This is a genomic window from Streptomyces chilikensis, assembly GCF_001642695.1.
Lineage (GTDB): Bacteria > Actinomycetota > Actinomycetes > Streptomycetales > Streptomycetaceae > Streptomyces > Streptomyces chilikensis.
The window spans coordinates 4,169,917-4,186,742 of record NZ_LWCC02000005.1 but is presented as its reverse complement, the minus strand read 5'-3'; the positions used below and the strand labels follow the sequence as shown (position 1 = coordinate 4,186,742).

The 16,826-nt window shown below is 74.3% G+C and carries 13 protein-coding genes, 1 pseudogene and 1 riboswitch; of the genes and pseudogenes, 11 read left to right on the top strand and 3 right to left on the bottom strand.

Annotation, left to right across the window (positions count from 1 at the left end):
• Positions 1–11 precede the first annotated feature (11 nt).
• Positions 12–314, bottom strand: a complete 303-nt coding sequence (locus A2U95_RS18755; RefSeq protein ID WP_166024029.1) for an urease subunit gamma — start codon at positions 312–314, stop codon at positions 12–14.
• A gap of 453 nt (positions 315–767) precedes the next feature.
• A riboswitch (cyclic di-AMP (ydaO/yuaA leader) is annotated at positions 768–968 on the top strand.
• A 2-nt stretch (positions 969–970) separates the two neighbouring features.
• Here A2U95_RS18755 and A2U95_RS18750 point away from each other — a divergent pair.
• The 8 genes from A2U95_RS18750 (at position 971) to A2U95_RS18715 (ending at position 9,739) form a co-directional block, all read left to right on the top strand.
• Positions 971–1,444, top strand: a complete 474-nt coding sequence (locus A2U95_RS18750) for a C40 family peptidase (RefSeq protein ID WP_166024027.1) — start codon at positions 971–973, stop codon at positions 1,442–1,444.
• Between the two features lie 296 nt (positions 1,445–1,740).
• Entirely contained in the window at positions 1,741–3,090 is a 1,350-nt protein-coding gene (locus tag A2U95_RS18745) for a hemolysin family protein (RefSeq protein ID WP_166024026.1), read from the top strand.
• A complete protein-coding gene (locus tag A2U95_RS18740) occupies positions 3,087–4,103 on the top strand; it encodes a hemolysin family protein (protein ID WP_166024024.1) in 1,017 nt (338 codons plus the stop codon). Before A2U95_RS18745 ends, A2U95_RS18740 begins: the two co-directional genes overlap by 4 nt.
• 68 nt (positions 4,104–4,171) lie before the next feature.
• Complete coding sequence (locus A2U95_RS18735) at positions 4,172–4,954, top strand: SGNH/GDSL hydrolase family protein (protein ID WP_166024022.1); 783 nt, start codon at positions 4,172–4,174, stop codon at positions 4,952–4,954.
• 142 nt (positions 4,955–5,096) lie between these two features.
• The gene (locus tag A2U95_RS18730) at positions 5,097–6,083 is read left to right on the top strand and encodes an aldo/keto reductase (RefSeq protein WP_166024020.1); all 987 of its coding nucleotides are present in this window, start codon (positions 5,097–5,099) and stop codon (positions 6,081–6,083) included.
• A gap of 82 nt (positions 6,084–6,165) precedes the next feature.
• Positions 6,166–7,605, top strand: a complete 1,440-nt coding sequence (gene purB / locus A2U95_RS18725; RefSeq protein ID WP_166024018.1) for an adenylosuccinate lyase — start codon at positions 6,166–6,168, stop codon at positions 7,603–7,605.
• A 33-nt stretch (positions 7,606–7,638) separates the two neighbouring features.
• A complete protein-coding gene (mug, locus tag A2U95_RS18720) occupies positions 7,639–8,190 on the top strand; it encodes a G/U mismatch-specific DNA glycosylase (RefSeq protein WP_166024016.1) in 552 nt (183 codons plus the stop codon).
• A gap of 391 nt (positions 8,191–8,581) precedes the next feature.
• The gene (locus A2U95_RS18715) at positions 8,582–9,739 is read left to right on the top strand and encodes an ROK family transcriptional regulator (protein ID WP_166024014.1); all 1,158 of its coding nucleotides are present in this window, start codon (positions 8,582–8,584) and stop codon (positions 9,737–9,739) included.
• A gap of 61 nt (positions 9,740–9,800) precedes the next feature.
• On the opposite strand, the gene A2U95_RS18710 is transcribed toward A2U95_RS18715, so the two are convergent.
• Complete coding sequence (locus A2U95_RS18710; protein ID WP_166024012.1) at positions 9,801–10,562, bottom strand: GntR family transcriptional regulator; 762 nt, start codon at positions 10,560–10,562, stop codon at positions 9,801–9,803.
• 231 nt (positions 10,563–10,793) lie between these two features.
• On the bottom strand, positions 10,794–11,705 hold the full coding sequence (locus A2U95_RS18705) for an RNA polymerase sigma-70 factor (RefSeq protein ID WP_166024010.1): 912 nt from the start codon (positions 11,703–11,705) through the stop codon (positions 10,794–10,796).
• A gap of 326 nt (positions 11,706–12,031) precedes the next feature.
• Here A2U95_RS18705 and A2U95_RS18700 point away from each other — a divergent pair, with 326 nt between their 5' ends.
• From A2U95_RS18700 to A2U95_RS18690, 3 genes and pseudogenes are all read left to right on the top strand, one after another.
• Complete coding sequence (locus A2U95_RS18700; protein WP_166024008.1) at positions 12,032–13,624, top strand: alkaline phosphatase D family protein; 1,593 nt, start codon at positions 12,032–12,034, stop codon at positions 13,622–13,624.
• Between the two features lie 48 nt (positions 13,625–13,672).
• Positions 13,673–14,962: pseudogene (locus A2U95_RS18695) on the top strand (N-acetyltransferase family protein); the annotation flags it as partial.
• A gap of 102 nt (positions 14,963–15,064) precedes the next feature.
• Positions 15,065–16,756, top strand: coding sequence for a DUF885 domain-containing protein (locus A2U95_RS18690; protein WP_166024004.1), 1,692 nt, complete (start codon positions 15,065–15,067; stop codon positions 16,754–16,756).
• Positions 16,757–16,826 lie beyond the last annotated feature (70 nt).

Sequence of the window (16,826 nt, the reverse complement as noted above, 5' to 3'; positions counted from 1 at the left end):
GGCCTCCTTCGTCAGACGATCGGGTCGTGGACGGTGACCAGCTTGGTCCCGTCCGGGAAGGTGGCCTCCACCTGGACGTCGTGGATCATCTCGGGGACGCCTTCCATGACGTCGTCGCGGGTGAGGACGGTGCGGCCGGACCGCATCAGCTCGGCGACGGTGCGGCCGTCGCGGGCACCCTCGAGGATGTGGGAGGCGATCAGGGCGACGGCCTCCGGGTGGTTCAGCCGCAGCCCGCGGGCCCGGCGCCTCCCGGCGACGTCCGCCGCCACGTGGATCAGCAGTTTCTCCTGCTCGTGCGGAGTCAGTTGCACGGCGCCCCCTCCATCCCTCGCCCCCTGCGGCGTCCCAGGAGGCTAGTGCCGCCGGGTTTCGGTGGCGTTAACGGCGCCGCGGCGGGCGGGCGCGCCCGCGCCGTGCGGCGGCGCGCGCACCGCGTGCCCCCGGTCGTGGCACCGCCGCCACCCCGGTGCGCCGCCGTCCGAACGGACCGGACGGCCGAACGGCGTACCGTCGTTCGGCGTAGACGCTCCTCCTGCCTCCGGACCTCCCGATTTGCCCACGCCGTGTGGACGGTCGGCGGAGCCGGCCGCTCCTGCCCTGGTGAGCGCCTCGCGGGCAGTGGTTACCGAGGGACACCGTCCGCCCTGTCCACCCGAACGGCGCAGTGGTGACGAAATCCACAACACGCCGTCAGCGGATGATCCCGGGCACCGGATGCGTGAAGATCCTCCCGACGACAAGCCCTCGCCGCCGCGGCGGGGCGGCCCGGGCGGACGCCGAATCCTGCCGCCGGCCGGGCGACGGGTCGACAGGAGTGGATCGGCAGGAGTGGAGGACCCGAGCACGGCGGGCCGCCGGAACTCGTTCCGGACGGTCCTTGGGGTGAAGCCGCCGCACGGCGGCCGGGCTACTTCGCGGCCCGAATCCGACAGGTCATCCTTCACAGGCGGCTGTCGAAGGGTTGTGCATGACCGTGCTCAATCGCGTCCCGTCCCTGCTGACCCGGGCCGGCACGGCCTCGGTCCTGACCTTCGCCGCGTTCGGAGGCGGCATCGTGGTCCCCGGCCTCGCCGCCGAGGCCCAGGCGGCCACCGCGGGCTCCAAGGCCCTCAAGGTGGCGGCCTCCAAGAAGGGGACCCCCTACCGGTACGGCGCCACCGGTCCCCACGCGTTCGACTGCTCGGGACTGACCCTCTACTCGTTCAGGAAGGCCGGCAAGGCCCTGCCCCGCACGGCGGCGCAGCAGTACAACCGGACCACCCGCGTCTCCGCGGCCAAGCGCAGGCCGGGCGACCTGGTCTTCTTCCACTCGGGGTCCCGGGTGTACCACGTGGGGATCTACGCCGGCTCGGGGAAGCTCTGGCACGCGCCCAAGAGCGGTGACGTGGTGCGGCTGCAGAGGATCTGGACCCGGAGCGTCTGGTACGGGCGGGTGCGCTGACCCGCGGCGGCCCGACGTCCGTCCGCCCCGGTGCCGCCGGCCCGTCCGCCGGCGGCACCGGGGCGGCTTTTCCCTCCTCGCGCACCCCATGCCGCGCCGCCCAGGGGGTACTCGTTTCCGGGTCACGGCCCCGTCCGCGGGCCACTTTGCCCGTCCTTTACTCTGGGGGTGTCACCGACCACGGTGATCCTGGCATTCTCTCGAAAGGTGTGTGAGCGTCCGCCCATGGGCGAGCCTCCCAGTAGCAGCTCCTCCTCCGTGTCCTCCGCCCCTCCCGGTCAGCGGGAGGCGACCCGATGACCGAGCTGCTCCTCCTGCTGCTCGCCGTTCTGCTGTCGCTGTGCTGCGGCGCGTTCGTGGCGGCGGAGTTCTCCCTGACCACGGTCGAACGCGCCGAGCTGGAGCGCGCGGCCGAGAAGGGCGACCGGGGCGCGGAGAGCGCCCTGAAGGCCGTCCGCGGCCTGACCTTCCAGCTCTCCGGCGCCCAGCTCGGCATCACCGTCACCAACCTGGTGGTCGGCATGCTCGCCGAGCCGTCCATCGCCTCCCTGATCTCCGGCCCGCTGGGCGCGATCGGCCTGTCGGAGACCACCGCGAGTTCGGTGGCCCTGGTGCTCGGCACCGCCCTGTCGACGGTCTTCCTGATGGTCGTCGGCGAGCTGGTCCCGAAGAACTGGGCGATCAGCGCGCCGCTGGCGGTGGCCCGGAAGGTGGCCACGCCGCAACGCGTGTTCAGCGCGGTCTTCGGGCCGTTCATCACCCACCTCAACAACACCGCCAACCGGGTGGTGCGCCGGATGGGGCTGGAGCCCGCCGAGGAGCTGGCCTCCGCGCGCGGCCCGCAGGAGCTCGCGGCGCTGGCCCGCCACTCCGCCAAGCAGGGGGCGCTGGAGCCGGACACCGCCGAGCTGTTCGTCCGCACGCTCAACCTGGCCGAGCTGACCGCGGAGAACGTGATGACCCCGCGCGTCCAGGTGGTCGCCCTGGACGCCCAGGCGACCTGCGAGGACGTCGCCAACGCGACGCGCGCCACCGGCCTGTCCCGTTTCCCGGTGTACCGGGGGAACCTGGACCGGGTGGTCGGCACGGTGCACATCAAGGACGTGCTGGCGCTGCCCGCCGAGCGGCGGGCCCGGGTGCACGTCGCCGAGCTGCTGCGCGAGCCGCTGCTGGTGCCCGAGTCGCTGACCGTCGAACGGCTGCTGGACCGGCTGTCCGGCGGGCGCACCATGGCCGTGGTGATCGACGAGTACGGCGGCACCGCGGGCGTGGTGACGCTCGAGGACATCGTCGAGGAGGTCGTGGGCGAGGTCCACGACGAGCACGACCCGTTCGAGACGCCCGATCTCGCGCCGGCCGGCACCGACGCCGACGGCCGCGCGGTCTACAACGCCGACGGCGCCGCCCGCACCGACCGGCTCGCCCGGATCGGCCTGCGCGCCCCGGACGGCCCGTACGAGACGATGGCCGGCCTGGTCGCCACCGCCCTGGGCCGGATACCGGCCGTCGGGGACGTCGTGGAGATCGCCGGCTGGCGGGTCGAAGTGCTGGACGCCTCCGGCCACCGGGCCGCCCGCGTCCTGCTGACCGCCCCGCCGGCCGGTGTCGCCGCGGAGGCCGAGAAGGGACGGGGAGCGACCCGATGACCGCCGTACAACTGCTGATCGGTCTGCTGACGCTGGTGCTCAACGCGTTCTTCGTCGGTGCCGAGTTCGCCATGATCTCGGTCCGCCGCAGTCAGATCGAGCCGCACGCCGAGGAGGGCGACCGCCGCGCCGGCCGCGTGCTGTGGGGTCTGGAGCACGTCTCCGCCCTGATGGCCGCCGCGCAGCTCGGCATCACGCTGTCGACCCTGGTCCTCGGCGTGGTCGCCGAGCCGGCCATCGCCCACCTGCTGGAGCCGCTGTTCCACGCCGTGGGCGTGCCGTCCGGCGCGGGCCACGCGATCTCCTTCGTGATCGCGCTGGGCCTGGCCACCTACCTGCACATGCTGCTGGGCGAGATGGTGCCGAAGAACGTGGCGCTGGCGGAACCGGTGCGGACCGCGCTGCTGCTCGGCCCGCCGCTGGTGGCCTTCGCCAAGGCGTTCCGGCCGGTGATCTTCACCGTCAACGCCTTCGCCAACGCCCTGCTGAAGCTGATCAAGGTGGAGCCGAAGGACGAGGTCACGGCGTCCTTCTCGGACGCCGAACTGGCGCAGATGGTGAAGGACTCCGGGGAGGCCGGACTCATCGACGACCGGGCCCGGGAGCGGCTCAACGACGCGCTGGAGCTGGGCCGCCGCCCGGTGGGCGAGGTCCTGCTGCCCCTGGAGAAGGTGCGCTACGTCTCCCTGGGCGTCACCCCGGCCCAGCTGGAGGCCCTCTCCGCGGAGACCGGGTTCTCCCGGTTCCCGGTGGTGGACGACGAGCGGCGCATCATCGGCTACCTGCACGTCAAGGATGCGCTGGACGTCATGCCGCGCGACCTGCCGTTCCGGGTGCAGAACATGCGGCCCATCGCCCGGGTCCGGGAGAACACCCCGCTGGACGACGTGCTGACCGCGCTGCGCGGCAGCCGCACCCACCTCGCGGCGGTGCTGGGCTCCGACGGGCGGCTGACGGGGCTGGTCACCATGGAGGACGTGCTGCGGGAGCTGTTCGGCCAGCCCGCGCCCTGAGGACGCCGCCGTTCCCACCGAGGGCGACCGACTGAGCGGTATGTGACGGCGATACGATTCTTCCCGCCATGCAGACGCAGAAGAATTCCGCTCCCACGTACAGCAGCCTGGTCGCCCTCGGCGACTCCTTCACCGAGGGCATGTCGGACCTCCTCCCCGACGGCACCTACCGCGGCTGGGCCGACCTCCTCGCGGCCCGGATGGCCGCCCGCGCCCCCGGTTTCCGGTACGCCAACCTGGCGATCCGCGGCAAGCTGATCGGCCAGATCGTCGACGAACAGGTGGGGCTCGCCGCGGAGATGGGCGCCGACGTGATCACCCTCGTCGGCGGGCTCAACGACGCGATGCGCCCCAACTGCGACATGGGGCGCGTGACGGGTCTGCTGGAGGAGGCCGTCGAGCGGCTCGCCCCGGCCTGCAAGCAGCTGGTGCTGATGCGCAGCCCCGGGCGGCAGGGGCCGGTGATGGAACGCTTCCGGCCGCGGATGGAGGCCCTCTTCGAGAGCCTCGACTCGCTGGCGGCGCGGCACGGGGCGGTGCTGATCGACCTGTACGGGGCGCCGTCGCTGGCCGACCCGCGGGTGTGGGACGTGGACCGGATCCACCTGGCGCACGAAGGGCACCGGCGGGTGGCCGAGGCGGTGTGGCAGGGGCTCGGGTACGACCCGGAGGACCACCACTGGCACGTGCCGATGCCGGCGACGCCGCCGGACCCGTGGCTGCGCCGCCGGATCGCGGACGCCCGCTTCGCCCGCGTCCACCTCCTGCCCTGGATCGTCCGCCGCCTCACCGGCCGCTCCTCCGGCGACGGCCTGCTCCCCAAGCGCGCGGACCTGCTGCCGTTCGAGTAGTCCCCGCGCCCGGCCGCCGGCACCGCGCCGGGCCGAGGGCCGGTGCGGGCGGCGCGTCCGGCCCGGCATCGCGGGGGGATCCGCCGGGTACGGTTGTCCGCAGCGCGGGAACAGCACCGGGCGCACGGAGGGGAGCAGCCGCATGAGGACCCGTCGGCTCGGACGCACCACCGTCGAGGTGACCGAACTCGGCTTCGGGAGCGGGCCGCTCGGCGGGCTCTACCGGCCGCTGGACGACGAGACCGCCGCCGGCGCCCTGGCCGCCGCCTGGGACCACGGGATCCGCTTCTTCGACACCGCCCCGCACTACGGCATCGGCCACGCCGAGCGCCGCCTGGGCGACTTCCTCCGCGGCCGCCCCCGCGACGGCTTCACCCTCTCCACCAAGGTCGGCCGGCTCCTGACGCCCCAGGACCCGGCCGGCCGGGTCGACGAGAGCTTCGAGGTGCCGGCCACGCACCGCCGGCAGTGGGACTTCTCCCGCGACGGCGTGCTGCGCTGCGTCGAGGAGTCGCTCGCGCGGATGGGCGTCGACCGCGTCGACGTGCTGTTCCTGCACGACGCCGAGAACCACTTCGAGGCCGCTCTGCGCACCGGTTTCCCCGCGCTGGCCGAACTGCGCGCGCAGGGCGTGGTGGGCGCCGTCGGGGCCGGGATGCACGACACCGCCCTGCTCACCCGGCTGGTCCGGGAGCACGAGGTCGACGTGGTGATGCTCTCCGGCCGCTACACCCTCCTCGACCAGCGCGCGCTGGACGGCCTGCTGCCCGCCTGCACCGAACGCGGCGTCTCCCTCCTGGCCGCCTCCGTCTTCAACTCCGGCCTGCTCTCGACCCCGCGCCCCGCTCCCGGGGCCTTCTTCGACTACGCCGTCGCCTCTCCGGAGGTCCTGCGCCGCGCCCACCGCCTCGCCGACGTCTGCGAGTCCCACGGCGTGACCCTCCCGGAGGCCGCGATGGCCTTCCCGCTGCTCCACCCGGCGGTCGCGGGCATCGTGGTGGGCATGCGCTCCGCGGACGAGGTGCGCGCCGACGTGGCCGCGTTCGGGAAGCGGGTCCCGGAGGGGCTCTGGTCCGATCTGCTCGGCGAGGGACTGATCGATCCGCGCACTCCGGTGGAGCGGGCGTGACGGCCCCGGGCGGCCGCCTGGAGGATCCGACGAACGGGGCCGCGGCGTCGACCTGCACGAACGAACAGTAGAATCCGGTCACGTGACTTCTCCCGCCAAGCCCCGCATTCCGAACGTCCTCGCCGGACGCTACGCCTCCACCGAGCTCGCCACGCTCTGGTCCCCCGAGGAAAAGGTCAAGCTGGAGCGCCGGCTCTGGCTCGCCGTGCTCCGGGCCCAGAAGGACCTCGGGATCGAGGTGCCGGAGGCGGCCCTCGCCGACTACGAGCGCGTGCTCGACCAGGTCGACCTCGGTTCCGTCGCCGAGCGCGAGAAGGTCACCCGGCACGACGTGAAGGCCCGCATCGAGGAGTTCAACGACCTCGCCGGCCACGAGCAGGTCCACAAGGGGATGACCTCCCGGGACCTGACGGAGAACGTCGAGCAGCTCCAGATCCGCCTCTCCCTGGAGCTGGTCCGCGACCGCGTCGTCGCGGTGCTGGCCCGCCTCGGCCGGCTCTCCGCCGAGTACGGCGAGCTGGTGATGGCCGGCCGTTCGCACAACGTGGCCGCCCAGGCCACCACCCTCGGCAAGCGCTTCGCCACCGCCGCGGACGAGATGCTGGTGGCGTACTCCCGCCTGGAGGAGCTGCTCGGCCGCTACCCGCTGCGCGGCATCAAGGGCCCGGTCGGCACCGCCCAGGACATGCTGGACCTGCTCGGCGGCGACGCCGGCAAGCTCGCCGAACTCGAGGACCGCATCGCCGCCCACCTGGGCTTCGGCCAGGCCTTCACCTCGGTCGGCCAGGTCTACCCGCGCTCCCTGGACTACGAGGTCGTCACCGCCCTCGTCCAGCTCGCGGCCGCCCCGTCCTCGCTCGCGAAGACCATCCGCCTGATGGCGGGCCACGAGCTGGTGACCGAGGGCTTCAAGCCGGGCCAGGTCGGCTCCTCGGCGATGCCGCACAAGATGAACACCCGCTCCTGCGAGCGCGTGAACGGCCTGATGGTCATCCTGCGCGGGTACGCCTCGATGACCGGCGAGCTGGCCGGCGACCAGTGGAACGAGGGCGACGTCTCCTGCTCCGTGGTCCGCCGGGTCGCGCTGCCGGACGCGTTCTTCGCGCTGGACGGCCTGCTGGAGACCTTCCTGACCGTGCTCGACGAGTTCGGCGCGTTCCCGGCCGTGATCGCCCGCGAGCTGGACCGCTACCTGCCGTTCCTGGCGACCACCAAGGTGCTGATGGCCTCGGTGCGCGCCGGGGTGGGCCGCGAGGAGGCGCACGAGGCCATCAAGGAGAACGCGGTGGCCTGCGCCCTCGCCATGCGCGAGCAGGGGGCCGGGCGCAACGAACTGCTGGACAGGCTGGCCGCCGACGAGCGCGTTCCGCTGGACCGCGCGGCGCTGGACGCCCTGATGGCGGACAAGCTGTCCTTCACGGGCGCGGCCGCCGACCAGGTCGGTGCGGTGGTCGCCCGGGTGGAGGAGATCGTGAAGCGGCACCCGCAGGCCGCGGCGTACACCCCCGGGGCGATCCTCTGACCCGGCGACGGGCACGAGGACGACACGACGGCGATGACACCGCGCTTCACCCGTGAGGAGCTGGAGGCCGCTCGCGACCGCATCGTCCCCGATGTGGTCGCGGACGGTCTGCGCGTGCTGTTCTGCGGGATCAACCCGGGGCTGATGACGGCCGCCACCGGGCACCACTTCGCCCGGCCCGGCAACCGCTTCTGGCCCGTGCTGCACCGGTCCGGCTTCACCCCCCGGCAGCTCGACCCCTCGGAGCAGCGGGAGCTGCTGTCGTTCGGGCTCGGCATCACCAACGTGGTGGAGCGGGCGACCGCGCGGGCCGACGAGCTGACCGGTGAGGAGTACCTGGAGGGCGGCCGGATCCTCGAGGCCAAGACGGAGCTGCTGCGGCCGCGCTGGCTGGCCGTCCTGGGCATCACGGCGTACCGGGCCGCGTTCGGCGACCGGAAGGCGGCGGTGGGCCCGCAGGAGCGGGTGATGGGCGGCGGCACCAGGGTGTGGGTGCTGCCCAACCCGAGCGGTCTGAACGCCCACTGGACCCTGACGACCATGGCCGAGGAGTACGCCCGGCTGCGTGAGGCCGCGGCGGACTGAATCCCGGTCCCCGGCCGGCCGCCCGCGGTTCGCGCCGCGGTCGGACCGCCGGGGCGGCCCGGAGTCGCGGCGTCGCCGTGACGGACGGGTGGCGGCGCCCGCTCCCCCGGCCGTCCGCGGCACGAGCCGTCGCCGGGGCACGCGGCGGGGGCGGGTCCCCGGAGGTGACCGCCGCAGGGGGAGCGAACGGCGGCCCGTGGTCCGACGGCGGGCCGGCGGCCGTCCGGTCACGGCGGGACGGCGTGCGGCGCCCGCGCGTTCCGGTGGGCCCGCCGCCACCGGCGACCGCCGCTCCGCCGGAACGCACGGCAACCGGATCCCCACCCTCGCCGGGATCCGGAACGCCGAGTAGCATCCGCCCAACACCCCCGCGAGCTGGGAGGACGGACCCGTGGGACGCCTGACCGGCGGTGACCCTTCGTTGCTGCGGCGGATCAACTCCGCCGTGGTGCTGCACGCGTTGCGCGGGATCGACTGCGCGACGCTGACCGAGATCACGCGTGTCACCGGCCTCTCCCGTCCCACCGTGGAGGGCGTGGTCGAGGGGCTGATCCAGGCGGGCCTGGTGACGGAGGCCGCCGCCGACGAGAGCGCGACGCGCCGCCAGGGCCGCCCGGCCCGCCGCTTCCGGTTCCGCGCCGAGGCGGGCCACCTGATGGGGCTGGAGATCGGCGCGCACCGGGTGACCGCGCTCCTCGCCGACCTCGACGGGCGCGTGCTGGACGGCGTCACCAAGGAGGTCGAGGAGGCCGCCCCGGCGGACGACCGCATCGAGCGCCTGCGCTCCGGGGTCGGCGAACTCCTGCGCCGGGCGGGGGTGCCGCGCGGCTCGCTGCGGGCGGTGGGCGTCGGAACGCCCGGCATCGTGGAGGCGGACGGCACGGTCCGGCTGGGCACGGCGCTGCCCGAGTGGACCGGGCTGCGGCTCGGCGAGCGGCTCAGCCGCTCCTTCAAGTGCCCGGTCCTCGTCGAGAACGACGCCAACGCGGCGGCGGTGGCCGAGCACTGGAAGGGCGCGGCCGTCGACTCGGACGACGTGGTCTTCGTCCTGGCGGGCCTCAGCCCCGGTGCGGGATCGCTGATCGGGGGCCGGCTGCACCGCGGTTTCGGCGGGGCCGCGGGGGAGATCGGGGCCCTGCACCTGCTGGGCCGTGAGAAGACCCCGGAGAGTCTGCTGTCCACCCAGGACGAGCCGTTGCGTCCGCTGGACGAGCAGGCGGTGGCCCAGGTGTTCCAGCAGGCCCGGGACGGCGACGCCCGGTCCCGGGCCGCGGTGGAGCGGTTCATCCAGCGGCTGGTGCACGACGTGGCGGCGCTGGTGCTGGCGATGGACCCGGAGCTGGTCGTGGTCGGCGGATGGGCCGCCGGGCTGGACGACGTGCTGGAACCGCTCCGTCAGGAACTGTCCCGCTACTGCCTGCGCACCCCGCGGGTGACGCTCTCCGTGCTGGGCGAGGCGGCGGTGGCCACGGGTGCGCTGCGGCTGGCCCTCGACCACGTCGAGGAGGAGCTCTTCGCGGTGGACGGCACGGTGACCGCCCGCAGCTGACGGAACCGGCCGGCCGGGCGCCGCGCGGCGCCCGGCGGTGGTGGCGGCGGGGCCGGAGCGGTCAGGAGACCCGCCGCTCCGTCTCGTGGACGATGCGCACGTCGCCGGAGGCGCCGAAGGTGAGCCGGCAGGTGTCCGCCCGGTAGGTGGCCACCGACACCGCGGCCGTCCGCCCCTCGGCGAAGAACCGGGTGGTGACCATCAGCATCGGGGCCCCGGGAAGCCGGTCGAGGTCCTTGGCGTCCTCGGCGCGGACCGTGCCGAGTTCGACGGCGCGGTCCTGGCCGTCCAGCGTCAGCCGCTGGAGTTCGCGCAGCACCGAGCGGGCCCGGGCCGGGCCGGCGGGCGCGTCGATGGCCGTGAGCTCGGGCACCGAGGCGGCCGGGACGTAGAGGAGGTCGGCGGCCACGATCTGTCCGTGTGCCGTCAGCGAGCGCCGCAGGATGTGCACGGGCTCGGTCTCGGCGACGCCCAGCGTGGCGGCCACGGGGGCGGGGGCGGCGCCCTGCGCGCAGTCGGCCGGCTGCCAGGCGTCCCCCGGCGCCCCCGGCCAGAGCGGCCGCTCGGTCTCGACGGCCACCCCCACGCGGGGCGGCGCCACGGTGGTGCCGACCCCCCGGCGGCGCTGGAGCCGGCCCTCCAGCTCGAGCTGTTCCAGAGCCTGCCGGAGCGTCGCCCTCGCGACGCCGAAGCGGGCGGCGAGCTCCCGCTCGTTGGGCAGCACCTCGCCCACCGAGAACTCGGAGTCCAGTGCCTGGCTGAGCACCGTCCTCAGGTGCCAGTACTTCGGCTCCGACACCGATTCCAGCTGCGTGGTCCCCACCCTGTCCTCCACGGTGCGCGTGGCAGGCGACGCTTTTGACGCCCTTGTTTATTAAAGGTTGTTGAACTTTCCTGCGACCATAGGACGCCCCCCATGCCTGGTCAAGACCAATCCTGGGACTTGGGGAGAAAACGGGCGGGGATGGCCGCATATCGTTCACGCGATGTTCGTGAAGGGAGACGGCCGGACGCTCGCGATCACGCATGCGGTTCGACCAGGCCCGGGGCCCGGTCAGGCCCGGGGCCCGGTCAGCGCCCTCAGCTTGTCGGGGTTGCGCACCAGGAAGACGGTGCGGATCAGGCCGTCGGCCACGTCGGCCTGGACCAGGGTGTCCGGCCTGCCGTCGTCCAGGAGCAGGTAGGCGGGGCCGCCGTTGACCTCGACCGGCCGGACCGTCCAGGTGTTCGCGGCCCGCTTCCTGACGCCCTGGAGGAAGCGCGCCACCTTGTCCGCGGAGAACAGTTCGCGCAGCGGCGCCTTGGCCCTGCCGCCCGTGTCGGCCACCAGGCGGACGTCGGGGGCGAGGACCTCGAGCAGCCGTTCCAGGTCTCCCCCGGCAGCCGCGGCGAGGAAGCGCTCGGTGAGGTCCCGGCGCTCCCCCGCTCCCGCCCTGTAGCGGGGGCGGCCCTCCTCCACGTGACGGCGGGCCCGGACGGCCATCCTGCGCACGGCGGGCTCCTCGCGGCCGAGCATGGCGGCGATCTCCGCATGGGGGAAGCCGAACGCCTCGCGCAGCACGAAGACCGCGCGTTCCAGGGGCGAGAGCGTCTCCAGGACGACCAGCACGGCGAAGGAGACCGAGTCGGCGAGCTCGGCGCGCCGGGCGGTGTCCGCCGGCTCGGCCGCGAACGCGCCGAGGTCGGTGACGTAGGGCTCCGGGAGCCACGGCCCGACGTAGGACTCGTTGCGCGCCTTGATCTGCCGCAGCCGGTCGACGGCGAGCCGGGTGACCACGCGGACCAGATAGGCGCGCGGCTCGCGCACCGCGGAGCGGTCGGCGCCCTCCCAGCGCAGCCAGGCGTCCTGCACCACGTCCTCCGCGTCGGCGACCCGGCCCAGCATCCGGTAGGCGACGCCGGTGAGCAGGCCCCGGTGTTCCTCGAACTGGCGGGCCGCGGCCTCGGTGGAGGGGTCGGTGGTCACCACCCCATCATTCCACCCCGTATTCCCTTACAGTGCACGGTAGTTGGCGCGGCGTCCGGTGGCTCCCGCACGCGTCCGCGCCCCGCGCCCCGCCCCCTCCCGGGACGAGGAGCGGCCCATGACCGACACCGTCCGTGGCCCGTGTCCCGCGGGACGGCGGCGGGGCGGAGCGGGTCACCGGACCGGCCGGCCGGGTGACCGGGGAGCGCGTTGTTCACCTCGGGTTTCCGTGCGGGCCGTGCGGCCGGAGTAGGTGTGACTGCGCACACCGGCCGGATTCCGTTCCCGTCCTGTCCTGTTCCCTTCGCCGCCCTGGAGGCGCAGTCATGTCCGACCAGCCGTCCGTTCCGGCACGCCGCAGCGTGCTGCGGGGTTCCCTGGCCGCCTCGGCGGCCCTCGCACTGCCCGTGGGGCTGGGCTCCGCCGCGCCGGCGTTCGCCCTCTCCGGGCGCCCCCGGGCCGGGTGGGGCGTCCAGACCGGTGACGTGACCTCCGACTCGGGCCTGGTGTGGGTCCGTTCGGACCGTCCGGCCCGGATGGTCGTCGAGGTCTCGCCGACGGAGTCGTTCCGCAGGGTCCGCCGGGTGCCCGGCCCGCTGCTGGGCGAGGGCACCGACTTCACCGGCACCACGCGGCTGCGCGGGCTGCCGGCCGGGGAGCAGATCCACTACCGGGTGGTGCTGGCCGACCCGGACGACCCGCGCCGCACCGGCGAACCGGTCACCGGCACCTTCCGCACCGCCTCCGCCCGCCGGCGCGGCGGGGTGCGGTTCCTGTGGTCGGGCGACCTCGCGGGGCAGGGCTGGGGCATCAACCCGGACCTCGGCGGCTACCGGATCTACGACGCGATGGCCCGGCTCGACCCGGACTTCTTCCTGCTCAGCGGTGACAGCGTCTACGCCGACGGCCCCATCGCCGCCACCGCCGCGCTGCCCGACGGGCGGGTCTACCGGAACGTGGTGACCGAGGAGAAGTCGAAGGTCGCGGAGACGCTCGCCGAGTTCCGCGGGAACTTCCGCTACAACCTGCTCGACGAGAACCTGCGCCGCTTCAACGCGCGGGTGCCGACGGTCGTGCAGTGGGACGACCACGAGGTCCGCAACAACTGGTACCCCGGCCAGGTGATCGCCGACACGGACGCCCGCTACACCGAGAAGCGCGTCGACGTGCTGGTCGAGCGGGCCCGCCGGGCGCTCGGCGAGTACTACCCCGTCTCCACCCTGACGGCCGGCCGGCGAGAGGGCCGGATGTACCGGGTGGTGCGGCACGGTCCGCTGCTCGACGTGTTCGTGCTCGACATGCGCACCTACCGCAACGCCAACTCGCCGGGCACCCAGACCACCGACCCGCAGGGCATCCTGGGCCGCGAACAACTGGACTGGCTGAAGCGCGAATTGTCCCGTTCCACCGCGACGTGGAAGGTGATCGCCGCGGACATGCCGCTGGGCCTGGTGGTGACGGACACCACCGAGGGCCGGCGCAACGTGGAGGCGGTGGCCCAGGGCGATCCCGGCGCGCCGCTGGGCCGTGAGCTGCAGATCGCGGAGCTGCTGCGGTTCGTCAAGCACCGCCGGATCACCGGCACGGTCTGGCTGACCGCCGACGTCCACCACACCTCGGCGCAGCACTACCAGCCGTCGCGGGCGGCGTTCGCCGACTTCGAGCCGTTCTGGGAGTTCGTCTCCGGCCCCCTCAACGCGGGCGCCTTCCCGGCGAGCGCGCTGGACGGCACCTTCGGCCCGGAGCGGGTGTTCGTGAAGGCGCCCACCGCCTCCAACGTCTCGCCGGCCGAGGGGTACCAGTTCTTCGGCGAGGTGGAGATCGACGGCGGCAGCGGGGAGATGACGGTGCGGCTGCGCGAGCAGGACGGGGCGGTGCTCTTCACGAAGGTCCTGCAGCCGGGTCTCGTCGGGCAGTAGGGATCGCGGGAAGGGGCCGGAAAGGCGGGGGAGGGTGACGGCCGCCGTCGGTGGCCGCCCCCGCGTCACGCGGCCGCTGCCCCTGCCGGCCGGGACGGGCGGCGCCGCGGGCCCGGCGCCGCGCCTGTCCGTGGCCTACGGGCCCGGCGCCCGCTCCGCCGGGGACCGGCCGGCGGAGCCACCGGGCAGCCCGGTCCCGACCCTCTGGCGCCGGCGGGCGGGACGCCGTCCGAGCTCTGGCGGATGCGCGCCACGGTGCGCGACGAGCCGGGCTCGCTGGCCGCGCTCTGCACCCGGCTCGCCGGGCTCGGCGTGGACATCGTCAGCCTGCAGACCCACCCGCTGGCCGACGGCGTGGTGGACGAGTTCCTGCTCCGCGCACCGGCCGGGCTGGCCGCCGCCGGGCTGACCGCCGCGGTGGAGGGGGCCGGCGGCCGGGACGTCTGGACGGAGCGCGGCGACGCGCACGACCTGGTGGACGCCCCGACCCGCGCGGTGGCCCTGGCCACCCGCACCGCCCTGGATCCCGCGGAGCTGCCGCTCGCCCTGCGTCAGTTGCTGGGACGCTGCGCGATCCGCCAGGTCCCGGCCCGGCCGGACGGCGGGTACGGGGAGGGGCCGGCCGGGACGGCGGAACTCGACGAGGCGTCCGGCACCGTGATGCGTCTGCGCACGCCGGAGGGCGGTGTGATCACCGTGGACCGGCCCCATCTTCCCTTCACACCCGCCGAGTTCGCCCGGGCGCGCGCCCTGGTGGAGCTGGACGGCCGGCTGGGGCCGCGGCTGCCGAGGTCGGAGGACCTGCTGACGGTGCCGGGAGCCGGCCACTTCACGGTCCGCCGGGCCGGGCCGCGTGACCTGGAGGCCGCGAAGGCGCTGCACGCGCGTTGCTCGGCGGAGACCCTGCGGCGGCGCTACCACGGCCCGGTGGGCGACGCCGACCGCTACCTGCGTCACCTGCTCAGCCCCAACTTCGGCCGCACGCTGGTGGTGGAGACCGGCCGCGGTCACGTCGTCGGACTCGGCCACCTCCTGTGGGACGGCGACGAGACCGAGGTCGCGCTGCTGGTCGAGGACGCCTGGCAGCGGCGCGGCATCGGCGGGGAACTGCTGTACCGGCTGGTGCGGATGGCCGCCGAGGCTGGCTGCGGCGCCGTCTACGCGGTGACCCAGGCGTCCAACACCGCGATGCTCGCGGCGATGCGCGGCCTGGAACTGCCGCTGGAGTACCAGGTCGAGGAGGGCACCCTGGTGATCACCGCCCGGGTGGAGCCCCTGCCGACCGCCCTGCCGCAGTGCGGCGCCGTGCCCGGTCAGGGGCACGTGGACGGGAGTTGACGGAGGGCGGCGGTGACGGCGGGGGCGCTTTCCGGCCGCCGTCACCGCCGGACGTCCGGACGGTGCTGACGCGGGCCCTCGTCCTGGGAAAGGATGGCCCCCATGTCAGACATCAACCACGCGCTGCCCCGTCAGGTCGCCGACGCCTACGTCGACGACCTGATCGCCCTCGACCCGATCACCGGCACCTACCTCGGCGTCAAGGAGAGTTCGAGCAGGCTGCCGGACACCTCGCCGGCCGGGCAGGAGGCCCTTGCCGGACTGCAGCGGGCCACCTTGGCCCGGCTCGACGAGGCCGAGCGCCGTCCCGGCGCGGACGCCGGCATCGAACGGCGTTGCGCCCGCCTGCTGCGGGAGCGCCTGACCGCCGAACTCGCCGTCCACGAGGCGCAGGAGGGCCTGCGGGCGGTCAGCAACATCCACAGCCCGGTCCACTCGATCCGTGAGGTCTTCACCGTCACCCCGGCGGAGACGGAGGAGGACTGGGCGGCGATCGCCGGGCGGCTGCGGGCCGTGCCGGCGGCGCTGGCCGGGTACCGGGAGTCGCTGGCGCTGGGTCTGGAGCGGAAGCTGTACGGCGGGCCGCGCCCCACCGCGACGTTCGTGGGACAGCTCACCGAGTGGGCGGACCCGCACGGCACCGGCCGCGGCTGGTTCGAGGACTTCGCGGCGGACGGCCCGGAGAAGCTGCGGGCCGAGCTGGACGAGGCCGCCCGCGGTGCCACCGCGGCCCTGGTGGAGCTGCGGGACTGGATGCGGGACGTGTACGCGGCGGCCGTCGCCGGCGCCCCGGACACGGTGGGCCGGGAGCGGTACGCCCGTTGGGCCCGCTACTTCAACGGCACCGACCTGGACCTCGACGAGGCGTACGCGTACGGCTGGGCGGAGTACCACCGCATCCTGGGCGAGATGCGGACCGAGGCGGAGCGGATCCTCCCCGGCGCCGCCACCCCCTGGGTCGCGCTGGCCCACCTGGACGAGCACGGCCGGCACATCGAGGGTGTCGACGAGGTGCGGGAGTGGCTCCAGGGCCTGATGGACCGTGCCGTCTCCGAGCTGGACGGCACCCACTTCGAGCTGGCCGAGCCGGTGAAGCGGGTGGAGTCCTGCATCGCCCCGCCCGGCAGCGCCGCCGCGCCGTACTACACCAACCCGTCGGAGGACTTCTCCCGGCCGGGCCGGACCTGGCTGCCCACCATGGGACTGACCCGGTTCCCGGTCTACGACCTGGTCTCCACCTGGTACCACGAGGGCGTTCCCGGCCACCACCTCCAGCTCGCGCAGTGGACGTACGTGGCCAAGGACCTCTCCCGCTACCAGGCCACGGTGGGCGGTGTCAGCGCCAACATGGAGGGCTGGGCGCTGTACGCGGAGCGGCTGATGGACGAACTGGGTTTCCTGACGGACCCGGAGGAGCGGCTCGGCTACCTCGACGCCCAGATGATGCGCGCGGCGCGGGTCATCGTCGACATCGGCATGCACCTGGGGCTGGAGATCCCGGCGGACTCGCCCTTCCGCCCGGGCGAGCGGTGGACGCCGGACCTGGCCCAGGAGTTCTTCGGCGCGCACAGCAGCCGTCCCGCGGACTTCGTGGAGAGCGAGCTGACGCGCTACCTGTCGATGCCCGCCCAGGCCATCGGCTACAAGCTGGGCGAGCGGGCCTGGCTGCTGGGCCGGGAGAAGGCCCGCGAGCGGCACGGCGAGGCCTTCGACGCCAAGGCCTGGCACATGGCCGCCCTCTCCCAGGGCTCGCTGGGGCTGGACGACCTGGTGGACGAGCTGTCCCAGCTGTGACCCCGGGCCGGCGGCGCCCGCCGCCGCCCGCCCGCCCGCCCGCCGGCCGGCGGGCGGGCGGGCGGGTGGG

Coding starts and splice junctions, on each gene's coding strand:
- A2U95_RS18730 (WP_166024020.1), top strand. CDS start 5,097: ATGAGGACCCGTCGGCTCGGACGCACCACCGTCGAGGTGACCGAACTC.
- A2U95_RS18735 (WP_166024022.1), top strand. CDS start 4,172: ATGCAGACGCAGAAGAATTCCGCTCCCACGTACAGCAGCCTGGTCGCC.
- A2U95_RS18690 (WP_166024004.1), top strand. CDS start 15,065: ATGTCAGACATCAACCACGCGCTGCCCCGTCAGGTCGCCGACGCCTAC.
- A2U95_RS18745 (WP_166024026.1), top strand. CDS start 1,741: ATGACCGAGCTGCTCCTCCTGCTGCTCGCCGTTCTGCTGTCGCTGTGC.
- mug (WP_166024016.1), top strand. CDS start 7,639: ATGACACCGCGCTTCACCCGTGAGGAGCTGGAGGCCGCTCGCGACCGC.
- A2U95_RS18750 (WP_166024027.1), top strand. CDS start 971: ATGACCGTGCTCAATCGCGTCCCGTCCCTGCTGACCCGGGCCGGCACG.
- A2U95_RS18700 (WP_166024008.1), top strand. CDS start 12,032: ATGTCCGACCAGCCGTCCGTTCCGGCACGCCGCAGCGTGCTGCGGGGT.
- A2U95_RS18740 (WP_166024024.1), top strand. CDS start 3,087: ATGACCGCCGTACAACTGCTGATCGGTCTGCTGACGCTGGTGCTCAAC.